The sequence below is a fragment of the Steroidobacter sp. genome (assembly GCF_036402275.1).
In the GTDB taxonomy this organism is placed as follows: domain Bacteria; phylum Pseudomonadota; class Gammaproteobacteria; order Steroidobacterales; family Steroidobacteraceae; genus Steroidobacter.
Genome location: NZ_DASWTF010000050.1, coordinates 22,830 through 35,256, shown reverse-complemented (window position 1 = coordinate 35,256; position 12,427 = coordinate 22,830). Strand labels below are relative to the sequence as shown.

Annotated in this window: 6 protein-coding genes; 5 read left to right on the top strand and 1 reads right to left on the bottom strand. The window is 61.9% G+C overall.

Going from position 1 to position 12,427, the window contains the following annotated elements; all coding sequences use genetic code 11:
* Positions 1-87 precede the first annotated feature (87 nt).
* The 3 genes from VGD45_RS29200 to VGD45_RS29190 are packed head-to-tail and all read left to right on the top strand — an operon-like array spanning position 88 to position 6,213.
* Positions 88-2,868, top strand: a complete 2,781-nt coding sequence (locus VGD45_RS29200) for a TonB-dependent receptor (RefSeq protein WP_331158928.1) — start codon at positions 88-90, stop codon at positions 2,866-2,868.
* 25 nt (positions 2,869-2,893) lie between these two features.
* Complete coding sequence (locus VGD45_RS29195) at positions 2,894-4,711, top strand: alpha-amylase family glycosyl hydrolase (protein ID WP_331158927.1); 1,818 nt, start codon at positions 2,894-2,896, stop codon at positions 4,709-4,711.
* Entirely contained in the window at positions 4,708-6,213 is a 1,506-nt protein-coding gene (locus VGD45_RS29190; protein ID WP_331158926.1) for an MFS transporter, read from the top strand. Before VGD45_RS29195 ends, VGD45_RS29190 begins: the two co-directional genes overlap by 4 nt.
* A gap of 4 nt (positions 6,214-6,217) precedes the next feature.
* On the opposite strand, the gene azu is transcribed toward VGD45_RS29190, so the two are convergent.
* The gene (gene azu / locus VGD45_RS29185; RefSeq protein WP_331158925.1) at positions 6,218-6,679 is read right to left on the bottom strand and encodes an azurin; all 462 of its coding nucleotides are present in this window, start codon (positions 6,677-6,679) and stop codon (positions 6,218-6,220) included.
* 153 nt (positions 6,680-6,832) lie between these two features.
* Here azu and VGD45_RS29180 point away from each other — a divergent pair, with 153 nt between their 5' ends.
* Both VGD45_RS29180 and VGD45_RS29175 read left to right on the top strand, forming a co-directional pair.
* Positions 6,833-8,614 (top strand): autotransporter assembly complex family protein, encoded by a 1,782-nt coding sequence (locus VGD45_RS29180; RefSeq protein WP_331158924.1) that lies wholly within the window; start codon positions 6,833-6,835, stop codon positions 8,612-8,614.
* Complete coding sequence (locus VGD45_RS29175) at positions 8,611-12,393, top strand: translocation/assembly module TamB domain-containing protein (RefSeq protein ID WP_331158923.1); 3,783 nt, start codon at positions 8,611-8,613, stop codon at positions 12,391-12,393. Before VGD45_RS29180 ends, VGD45_RS29175 begins: the two co-directional genes overlap by 4 nt.
* The last annotated feature ends 34 nt before the right edge of the window (positions 12,394-12,427 follow it).

The window sequence follows — 12,427 nt, the reverse complement described above, 5'->3', positions numbered from 1 at the left end:
TTGTTCCCAGAGCAGTCGCAGTCCTACGATGCTCGAAGATCGTACTAAAGAAGATCGTTCATTGAAGAGCACATGGGGGATGGCAAAGTGAACGCAATTTCAAAGCCGTTGGCGCGCGCTGTAGCGCGCACTCTGGGCAGCAGCACCGCGATCAGCATGGCGCTACTGTGCGCCACGGCCGCACACGCCCAGCAAGACGCCGCAGCGAATGCCGGCGAGCTCGAGACCGTCGTGGTCACCGGCATCCGGGCCGGCATCGAGGAAGCCATCGAGCTCAAGCGCGATTCCGGCAGCATCGTCGAGGCGATTTCCGCCGAAGACATCGGCAAACTGCCTGACACCAGTATCGCAGATTCGTTGTCGCGCCTGCCGGGCCTGACATCGCAGCGCGCGGAAGGCCGCGCTTCCGCGATCAGCTTGCGCGGCACCGATCCGGGCTTTACCACTGCTCTGTTGAACGGTCGCGAGCAGGTGAGCACCGGCGACAATCGCAGCATCGAATTCGATCAGTATCCGTCCGAGCTGTTGAGCGCCGTGGTGGTGTACAAAACGCCCGATGCGCAACTCGTCGGCCAGGGTCTGGCTGGCACCATCGATCTGCGCACCACGCGGCCGCTGGATGTGACGAGTCGCGCCATCGTCATGAACGTGCGCGGCGAAATGAATTCGCAGGACGACATGGGTGCCGATGCCGACGACATGGGCTATCGCGCCAGCTTCTCGTACATCGATCAGTTTCTGGACAACACGCTGGGTGTGACATTCGGCTTCGCGCACCTCGAGTCGCCGCTCGCGATCCAAGGCGCGGGAACATATGAGCCGTGGCATGCGAACGATCCGGACGTCGATGAGTTCAACTATCACCCCGAAGTGGCGGATGGGCTGTTTGTCACCAACGGTATGAAGATCCGCGCCGACATGGGCGAGAACCGCCGCGACGGCGCGATGGCCGCCATTCAGTGGCGCCCGAGCGATGGTTACGAAACCGTGCTCGATCTGTATTACACCAAGCGCAAGCAGACCGACAACGCGCGCAGCCTCGAAGTCAATCTCGGCAACTATCCGATCGCCGGAGACGGTTTCGCCAACCCCATCGTCGCCGACAACACTGTGATCGGCGGCGGCCTGGTCAACCGCGTGCCGCTGGCTCGCAACTTCCTGTTCAAGACCGAGGATGAAATCTTCGCCACCGGCTGGAATAACAAATGGCTGGCCGGCGACTGGACCTTCATCGCCGACCTGAGCTATTCCAAGGCGGAGCGCGACGAAGAACAATACGAAACCAACGGCCAGTACGTGCTCGGCGGCACGTCCAACATTCCGGACTCCGGCTTCTTCAGCCTATCGCGGCATGATATGCCGACTTTGAACTTCAATCTCGATTACGCCGATCCAAATGCGGTCCGGCTCGGGCCCACGATCTACGGTGCTGGCTACAGCAAGATTCCGCATATCGAGGACGAGCTGAAGTCGGCGCGCATCGACGTCGTTCGCGAGCTCGGCGGGTTCCTGTCCGATGTGTCGGTCGGCTTCAATTATTCGGATCGCACCAAGGACAAGGTACAGCCGGAAGCCAATCTCTCGACGCGCGACAATGCTTACTTCCAGGTGGGGTCGGAGCATTTGCTGGCGCCCACCAACCTCGGCTACGCCAATGCGAATCGCACGCTGGCCTGGGACGTGTTGGGCGTGCTTGGCGCCTATTACAATCCGATCGAGTATGGCACGCCGGATGACCCGGACTTCGCCTACCTGGTCGGCAAGAACTGGGAAGTCACCGAGGAAGTCACGACCGGCTACGTGAAGGGCAATCTCGATTACGAGCTGTCCTCGAATGTGACTTTGCGCGGCAATCTCGGGGTGCAGGTGGTGCAGACCGACCAGAGCTCCGAGGCCCTGCGCCTGGAGAATGGCGTGGCCCAGCCCTTCAGCGACGGCAAGGACTACACGGATGTGCTGCCGGCCATCAACCTTGCTTTCATTCTGCCGGCCGAGCAGGCGGTCCGCGTGGGTGTGGCGAAGGAAATCGCGCGTGCGCGCATGGATCAACTCAAGGCTTCCAGCGAGATTGGCTACGACGAGGCAACGGGTCTTCCCGGTGGCTCCGGCGGCAATCCGCGGCTGGATCCGTGGCGCGCGTACGCTTACGACATTTCTTACGAAAAATATCTCGGCCCGAACGCGTATGTGTCGTTGGCGGGCTTCTACAAGGACTTGAAGACTTACATCTACAGCCAGACCATTGCGGACTACGATTTCTCCGACTTCCTGGCGACCTTGCCGCCGGATTACTTCGACGATCCGGGCATGGTCATCCCGACCACGGGTCGCTTTACACGACCGGTGAATGGCAACGGCGGCAACCTCAAAGGTCTGGAGCTGTCGCTGGCGCTGACCGGTGAGTTGTTCACCGAAGCGCTGACCGGTTTCGGCACCCTCCTGAGCGTGTCCAGGACCGAGAGCAGCATCAGCATCGAAGATCCGCCGAACAATCAGTTCACCGGCGGCAACGGACTGGGCACGATTCCGCTGCCGGGTCTTTCAAAGACCGTGTGGAACGCGACCGTGTATTACGAGAACGCGGGTTTCTCGGCGCGCGTCGCGACCCGATCGCGCTCCGAGTACATCGGTGAGGTGACCAATTTCGCCAACGACCGCGCCTTCAAGTACGTGAAGGGCGATCAGATCACCGATGCGCAGCTCGGATATGAGTTCGGCCCAGGCGTCCTGCAGGGGTTGTCCATCCTCTTGCAGGTCAACAATCTCACCAACGAGCCGTACATCGCCTACTCGGTGATCGAGACGCGGCAGCAGGACTTCCAGCAATACGGCAGGCAATATCTGCTCGGCATCAACTATCGGCTGTGACGTTTGCGTGGGACAAGAGATGGCGATGCGACGGTCTGCCCGGTTGCTGGCATGCTCATGGTTGCTCTGGCTGTCGGCTGCGCAAGCAGCCGACGCCAATGATTTCCGCGAGCGACTGCCTCAAGACGAAGTCGTTTATTTCCTGCTGCCGGATCGCTTCGAGAATGGCGATCCGGCCAACGACCGCGCCGGGCTCAAGGGCGACCGGCTCGAGACCGGCTTCGATCCCACGCACAAAGGGTTCTATCACGGCGGCGACCTGAAGGGTCTGATCTCACGGCTCGATTACATCCAAGGCCTCGGCGCGACGGCGATCTGGCTCGGCCCCATCTACAAGAACAAGCCCGTGCAAGGTCCGCCGGGCAACGAGAGCGCCGGTTACCACGGTTATTGGATCACTGACTTCACGCGCGTCGACGACCACTTCGGCACGCAGAAGGACATGAAGGCGTTCGTCGATGCCGCCCACGCCCGCGGCATGAAGGTGTATCTGGACATCATCACCAACCATACGGCGGACGTCATTTCCTATCGGCAGTGCTCGAACACGGCGTGTGTGTTTCGCTCGCCCGCCGACTATCCCTACAGCCGGGCCGGCGGCACCGATGGCTCGGCGATCAATGAAGGATTTCTGGGCGAGCGCGTACAGACTGAAGCGAACTTCGCGAAGCTCAAGCGCGCCGACTACGCTTATGAGCCTTTCGTGCGTCCACACGAAGCCAAGGTGAAAGTGCCCGAGTGGCTCAACGATCCGATCTGGTATCACAACCGGGGCGACACCACGTTCCGCGGCGAGAGCAGCATCATGGGAGACTTCGTCGGGCTCGACGATCTCATGACCCAGAACCCGCGCGTCGTGCAGGGCTTTGTCGATATCTACGGGCGCTGGATCGAGGAGTTCGGTGTCGACGGCTTCCGCATCGACACGGCGAGGCATGTGAATCCGGAGTTCTGGCAAGCCTTCGTGCCGGCCATGCTGGCCAAGGCAAAGGAACGTAACATTCCGAACTTCCATATCTTTGGCGAGGTGTTCGCCGAGAATATCGACGTGGCCACGCTGGCCCGGCACACGCGCGTCGATAAGCTGCCGACGGTGCTGGATTTCGCGTTCCGGGCCGCAGTGCTCGAAACGCTCACCAAGAACGCGGGGCCGGACAAGCTGACGGCTTTATTCAATGGCGATTCGCTGTATGAAGGCGGCGAAGCCACCGCGCTCCAGTTGCCGACCTTCATCAGCAATCATGACGCCGGTCGCTTTGGATTTTACGCCCGCAAGCATCTGCAAGGCGCGAGCGATGCGGAGGTTCTACAACGGTCCTTGCTGGCGCACGCGATGATGTTCACCTTGCGTGGCGTGCCCGTCATCTATGCGGGCGACGAGCAAGGCTTTGCCGGTGACGGCGTGGATCAGGATGCGCGCGAAGACATGTTTCCGAGCCGCGTCGCCGTTTACAACGACAATGTGCTGCTGGGGACGAAGGCGACCACTGCCCAGAGCAACTTCGACCGCAATCATCCCTTGTATTCAGCCATCAAGGAGATGGCGGCGCTTCGCAAGGACCACGCAGCCTTGCGTCGAGGCAAACAGATCGTGCGCAACTACTCGGAGAAGCCGGGCCTGTTCGCGGTCTCGCGCATCGATCCCCAGACCGAACGTGAGATCGTGATCGCTTTCAACACTTCCACGGAGCCCTTGCAGGCTAACGTCGAAGTCGATGTTCGCACTCGCGCCTTCACTTCGCTGCAAGGAACCTGCGCGCCGCGGCCGTCAGCGCCAGGAAGTTATCGCGTGACGCTGGAGCCCTTGAGCTACGTGGTGTGCGCGGCGCAAGATGCGACATGAGCCGCATGCAGAAGCCCACGCTGTCGTTCTGGCAAATCTGGAACATGTGTTTCGGGTTTCTGGGCATTCAATTCGGCTTCGCTCTCCAGAACGCCAATGTGAGTCGCATTTTCCAGACCCTCGGCGCGGATCTGGATCAGATTCCGATGCTGTGGGTGGCCGCGCCGCTGACCGGTCTGATCGTGCAGCCCATCGTCGGCTACTACTCCGACCGTACCTGGACGCGACTCGGGCGTCGCCGGCCGTATTTTTTCTTCGGCGCGCTCGCGGCGAGTCTGGCGCTGCTGTGCATGCCGAACTCGCCCATGCTGTGGGTCGCCGCCGGTCTGCTCTGGATCCTGGATGCATCCATCAATGTATCGATGGAGCCGTTTCGCGCGTATGTCGGCGATCAATTGCCGCCGCCGCAGCGGCCGACGGGCTACGCCATGCAAAGTTTTTTCATTGGCGTGAGCTCGGTCATCGCGAGCACGTTGCCCTGGATCCTGACGCGGCTCGGCGTCGAGAACACCGCCGGAGCGGGTGAGATCCCGGATACGGTGAAATATTCCTTCTACTTCGGTGGCGCCATGTTATTGGGCGCGGTGAGCTGGACGGTGTTCAGCACGCGTGAGTATCCACCCGAGCAGCTCAAGAATTTCGATGACGCGGGCGTGGTGCGCCACCGGCCGCTCGATGTTTCGCGGTCACGGCGCGACGGAGCAATCTGGGTCGGCGCGGGCGTGCTCGGGTTGCTCTCTATATATATGTTCGGTTGGGATCGGCAGCTGTATCTGCTCGGCGGCGGCATCGCGGTCTACGGCGTCGCGCTGCTGATTCTCAGCAGCTCGCGGTCGAGCAATATGTTCACGTCCATCATGACCGACGTGCACGACATGCCGGAAGCCATGCGGCGGCTGGCGGTCGTGCAGTTCTTTTCCTGGTTCGCACTGTTCGCCATGTGGATCTACACGACGGCGGCCGTGACCCAGGTGCATTTCGGCACCACCGACGTGCGATCCGCCGCCTATAACGAAGGCGCGAACTGGGTCGGTGTGTTGTTCGGCGCTTATAACGGCTTCGCCGCGCTCGCCGCTCTGGTCATTCCTTTGATGGTGCGACGTTGGGGCCTGCGCGTGAGCCATCTGATCAATGTATGGCTGGGCGCGGCCGGGTTGCTCGCGTTTCTGGTGATTCGCGATCCGCAATGGCTGCTGGTTGCGATGCTCGGCGTGGGCTTCGCCTGGGCGTCGATTCTGTCGCTGCCTTACGCGTTGCTGTCCGACAACTTGCCCGCCGAGAAGATGGGCGTGTACATGGGCATCTTCAATTTCTTCATTGTGATTCCGCAGCTGCTGGCGGCCAGCGTGTTGGGTTTTCTGCTGCGGACTTTCATGGGCGGTGCGCCCGTGTATGCCCTGGCGGTGGGCGGGGCCAGTCTGTTCCTGGCCGGCGTCGCGGTTCTGCGTGTGCGTGAGCCGGCGCAAGCGGCCGCGCCGCTTGCGCCAAGCTCTGTCGCTTGATCGATCAGCCGAACGTGAGCTTCCCCTTCATGACCGACCAGTGGCCGGGGAAGGAACAGAAAAAGGTGTAATCGCCGCCTTTTTTCAGCTTCGAGGTCGGGAACGTCACACTGGTGCTTTCGCCGCCGCCGACCACCTTGGTGTGCGCGATCACGCGCTTGTCGTCCTTCGGCACATAGTTGTTCGGCAGGCCCGCGGACATGCCGGCGGTGGCGACCGGCTGGAACGCGGCCGTTTCGGTCAGCACCCAGTTGTGGCCCATGGCGGCGGCGGGCAGCTTGCCGGAATGCTTCAAGGTCAGCGTCACTTCGGTGCAATCGGCGGCGACCGCCAGGGTCGGCTTGCTGAACTGCATGGCGTCGTTGCCTTCGATGCTCAGCTCGCAGGTCTTGGCATAGGTGAGCGGAGCGAACACGCTCAGGGCGCCGAGCATGACGGTGGAAGCGAGAATTCTGGAGATTGTCATCGGATTACCTGCTGAAGAGGTTAAGATCGCGGGAACGGATTGTCCGGTGCGGCGGCCCGGCTTTCAAGTTCCGCCTGTGCATCCATGGAACAAGAGGAGCACTAAAACGTCCCTATTGAATGAAATCTGACTTCATCCGCGACTTCCCGGCCCATGACTCATGAATGGATTTTCCGTGGCTCTGGGTGTGGACAGCGCGGTGTTGGGTTGCGCGTGCTCGGCGTGTTGTTTGCCAGTCTGTCGTGCGGCGCAACTGCGTGGGCCGATCGCGTCACCGTTACCATCAACGGTATCGAGGATGAAATTCTCGAATCGGCGCGCGCCAATCTCGAGCTGAAGCAATACGAAGAGCGCGAAGTATCGCCGGCCGAGACGCGGCGGCTGTTCGATCGCGGCAAGGAGCAGATCGCGCGCTCGCTCGAACCCTTCGGATATTACAACCCGACCATCGAGAGCCGCCTGGAACGGCCCGAGCCCGGTAAGTTTCACGCGATTTTCGACGTGAACCGCGGCGATCCGGTCATCGTTCAGCAGGCCAGCGTCGAGGTGAATCCGGAGGCCGCGGCGATCGAGCCCGTCAAGCTGGCGTTGGAAAAATTCGAGCCCAAGCATGGGGCACGGCTGGACCATGGCGCCTACGAGCGCAGTAAACAGCAGATCGCGGCCGCCCTCGCCAACGACGGCTATCTCGCCGCGCAACTGGTGCGCCATAAGGTATCGGTGGTGCGCAGCGCGAACACCGCGGATATCGACCTGGCCTGGGATGCGGGTCAGCGCCATCGCCTCGGCGAGGTACGCTTTTCCGAGTCGCAGTTCCCCGATTCGTTTCTGCAGAAATACAAAACCTGGGAGGAGGGGGAGTACTACTCCGCGGACAAGCTGCTGGCGCTTCAGCAGTCGCTGGTGGACGCGGACTATTTCGCCTCGGTTGCCGTCGCTCCCGATCTGGAACACGCGGCCAACGGCGTGGTGCCGGTGGATGTGATGCTCATTCGCGCCAAGCGGACCGTGTACAGCGCGAATATTTATTTCAGCACCGACTCGGGGCCCGGCATCAAGCTCGGCGCGCAGCGGCGCTGGCTCAACAAGCGCGGCCACAAGCTGGGCGGCGAGATCGAGTATTCGTCGCGTCTGCAGGAGATCAGCACCACGTATCAAATGCCAAAGCCCGGCTTGCGTCCGCGCAACTACACCATCGGCGCGGGCTATCGTGACGAGGAAACGGACACCAGCACGTCGCGCATGGCGCGCCTGGCTGCCAACGAGGTCACCGAGCGCTGGAAAGGCTTCACTCGCACCTTGGGCTTGCAATATTTGAATGGCGATTTCGAGATCGCCGATCAGCGCGGCTCGACCAGTCTGCTGTACGCCGAAGGGCTGCTGACCCGCAAACAAGCCGACGATCGTCAGTTCCCCACGTCGGGCTACTCGTTGCTGTATGGCCTGCGCTTTGCTTTCGAGTCCTTGCTGTCGGACACGAGCTTCACGCAAGCGCGCGCCGAAGGAAAATGGCTGCGCAAGGTCGGTGACGATGGGCGTGTGATCGCACGCGCCGCCTTCGGTGCGATGGTGGTGGACGATTTCGACGCGCTGCCGCCCGAGTTGCGTTTCTTCGCCGGCGGCGACCGTTCCATCCGCGGCTTCGATTATCAACAGATCGGCGAGACCAACGCCACTGGCGGCGTCATCGGCGGCGAGTACCTCGCCGTCGGCAGCGCCGAGTACGAGCACTTCTTCCTGGATAACTGGGGCGCCGCGGTGTTCGTCGACGGCGGCGATGCTTTCAAATCGAATTTCGACGCCAACGTCGGCGCGGGCCTCGGCCTGCGCTGGAAATCACCGATCGGGCTGGTGCGCGTGGATATTGCGAAGCCGGTCGTTACGGAGCTGGATGATTCCTGGCGGGTGCATCTGGTCATCGGTCCAGACTTATGAATAGCACAGTCAAGAAGACTCTGGCGTGGACCGGCATCGTCATTGCGGTGTTGATCGTCGTCATCGTCGGCACGATCGCGTGGGTGCTGAACACCGAATCGGGCGCGCGATTCGCCGCCGCTCGCGCCGGCGCGGTGCTGGGAGACAAGCTTGCGATCGGCTCCATCGACGGCACCATCGCCGGGCCGCTTCGTATCGCGGATCTGCGTTATCGCGATCCGGCCGCGGGCATCGATGCGAGTGTCGCGGCGATCGAGCTCGATCTCGTGATGTCGGATCTTTGGCATACGCTCGTGCACGTGGGCAAGTTGGACATCAGCGGTGTCGACGTGCTCACCCACGAGCCGACGGAGCCGCAACCGCCGCCAGAGCCCTCCAAACCTTTCAGCCTGAAGCCGCCGATCGATATCGCGGTGGATTCGTTTCTTGCGCGGAACGTGAAGGTGCGCAATCCCGAGGCGACCGTGGTCGAAGTCACTCGCGCGGAGCTCGTGGGTCAGTGGACCGAGGAAGCGCTCGAAATCAAAACCTTGGACGTGCAAGCGCCGCAGGGATTCGTGAAGTTCGACGGTCGGGTCGCGCAACCCAAAGCCTATGTAGGCAAAGGGACGGGGCGCTTCCGATGGACAGCAGGCGAGCAGACTTTCGCCGGCACCTTGGTGCTCTCCGGTAACGACACGGAGGCATTCGCCGCGGCCAACCTGTCCGCACCGTTGCAGGCGCAGTTGAACGCGAAGATGGCGCAGGACAGAGAGCGCCAGTGGCAACTTCAACTCGAAGTGCCGCGCTTCGATCCGCGTGAAGAGCTGATGCCCGATTCGAGTTTTCAAAGCTTGTCTGCATCGTTGCACGGCGAGGGTACGTTGAATCATGGCGTCGTGGCCGGACGATTGACGATCAACGACGAGCCGCTGGAATTGGAGTCGGTTCGCTTCACTCGCAAGGAAGAGCGGCTGCTGCTGGAAACATTGCTCCGCATCGGCCAGACAGCCGGCGAGTTGATGGCCAACGCCGATATTCAATTCTCTGAAGAGTCCTGGACCAGCAAAGCGAGCGCGCGCTGGCGCGATGTGATCGTGCCGCCCGCGTGGATCGGTCAGGAGCTGTACACGCACGGCCAGTTGGATTTCGACGGCAATCCGCAACTGTATAACTCGAAGGGGCGACTCACGTTGGGGCCGCAAAAGCAGCAGGCGGACATTGCTTTGCAAGTGCGCGGCACCCCCGAGCTGGTCGAGTTGCAACAGTTCGATATCGTGCAGAAGAAAGGACGCCTGGCCGCGACCGGTAAAGTGAATCTGAAGCCGGCGCTCGCGTGGAGTGTCGAGGCGCGCGGGCAGAATTTCGATCCAGGCGCGTTCGCTGTCGAATGGCCGGGCAGTCTGCGGTTCCAACTGGCTACGCAGGGCAAGATGACCGAACAGGGGCCGGATGCGACGTTAAAACTCACCGAGCTGCGCGGTCGGTTGCGGGGTCGGCCCATCTCAGGCGATGCCGATATGACGCTTACGGCGCCTTACTTGCCGGCGGGCACGCTGGCCTTGAGCTCGGGTGAGAGCAGACTGCGAGTGCAGGCGGCCAAGAGCGAGCAGATCGATGCCACCGCCACGGTCGATGTCGCTTCATTGAACGACTGGATGCCGAACTCCGGTGGCGAGCTGACGGCGAACTTTCGGGTGTTGGGCAAGTGGCCTGAGATCGCGATCAACGGCGATGCGCGCGGCCGTGAGCTGCACATGAACGAGATGCGGCTCAATGAGCTGACGCTCGATGCCCACGTGAACAAGCCGCTCGATCCGGAGGGCGCGGTCAAATTGACGCTCGCGGGCTTGTCGGCTGCGGGCTTCGAGTTCGATTCGATGCAGTTGAACGCCTCAGGCAACTCCGCTGAGCACCGCGCGGAAGTGAATACGACCGGAAAGCCACTCGCGTTCTCCATAGCGGTGCAGGGCGGTCGCCAGGAGGATGGTTGGTCGGGCGCTGTGCAGCGACTCGTGCTCGATGTGAAAGATGCGGCGCGTCTCAGCCTGCGAGAGCCCGCCAACATCGTCGTGAAATCGAAGGCGGTGGATGTCTCTCGCGCTTGTTTCGTGGATCGTGACATCGAGCTGTGCATGCAAGGAGGCATGCAGCCGGACGGTTCCATGCAGGGCAGCTATTCGCTGGCCAACGTGCCGCTCGCTTTGGCGAACTCGATGTCCAGCGAGGACTTGCCGCTGCGCTTCAAGGGATTGATCGCGGGGCGGGGCGACATTCGGCGCGACGCCGAGGGCAACTTGTTTGGTAACGCTACGGTGAGCTCCGCCTCGGGCAGCATGTCGCGCAACGTGGCGGTCGAGGAAGGAGAGGAGCCGGTCGAAGAAGAAACATTGCTGACGTATCGGGATTTCAGGCTGGAGGCCAACCTGTCGGGGCCGGATGCGCGAGCTTCGATCAGCACGGGGCTGCAAGAGAACGGTTCGTTGCAGGGCGAAGGCGAAGTGCGAGGGCTCAATCAGCCGAACGCGCAGATCAACGGGCGCTTGAATGCGAGTCTGCCCGATCTGGCCCCCTTCGCAGTATTCGCGCCGCAGCTTGCGAACGTCCACGGGCGGCTGGATGCGCAGGGCAACGTGACGGGGACTGTGCAGGAGCCGGCCATCACAGGCACGGTGTCGGCCGCCGAGCTGGCGGCGGATATTCCGGCGATCGGACTGCACTTGAAGAACGGTCGTGTGGATGTGCGGCCGAGCTCCGCGACGGAGTTTCAGGTGTCGGGCGGAATCGAGTCGGGTAAGGGCTCGCTGAAGTTTGCTGGCACGGCGAGTCCGAGCGGCGCGATCAACATGCAGATCGATGGCGATCGTTTCCTGGCGGCGGATATCCCGGGCGCGAAAGTGGTGATCACGCCGGATCTGGACATGGTGCGTAATGAAGAGCGCATGACTCTGTCAGGCAAGGTCACCATTCCCGAGGCGGATGTGAATTTGCAGAAGCTGCCGCGTGGTGGCGATAAGGCGCAGGCGGCATCGCCCGATGTCGTGGTCGTCGATGCGGAGACGCAAGAGGAGGTCGCGGAGAAGGCGATTCCCTTGTACGCCAACATAGTCGTGGCGCTCGGCGAGGAAGTGAATCTCACTGGGTTCGGGCTGGTGGCGAAGGTGGCCGGTCAGCTCGACGTGCGTGAGCGGCCGGGCACGGACACGGTGGGTTCGGGCACGGTGAACGTCACCGGTACCTATAAAGCGTATGGTCAGGATCTCGTGATCCAGGAAGGGCAACTGCTCTACGCGTCCACGCCGCTCGACAATCCTCAGTTGCGAATCGAGGCGACGCGCACGGTGGAGGATGTCGTCGCGGGCCTGCGAATCCGGGGGAATGCGCAGAGTCCGGAGCTCACGGTATTCTCGAATCCGCCGATGGGGCAGGCAAATGCGCTTTCCTACATCGTTGCCGGCAAACCGCTCGACGACATCGGCTCCGGCGAGGGCGAAGGCGATGCCGTTCAAGCCGCCACGCGCTCGCTGGGCGCGGCGGCCGGTGGGTTGCTCGCAAAGAATGTCGGCCGTCGATTGGGCGCGGATGAGCTGGCTGTGAAGGATGACGAAATGATTGGAGGCGCGGCGCTCACCGTCGGGCAGTATCTCTCGCCGCGTGTGTATTTGAGTTATGGCGTCGGGTTGTTCGAGCCTGGCGAGGTCATCACTCTGCGCTACAAGCTTTCTAAAGATTTGTCGGTACAGGCGCAGCGTGGGCCGGAGGATACTCGGGCGGGCATCGAGTATCGGACGCAGAAATAAGAGCTGCCAACGCACCCGAGTCTTATCATGCGGT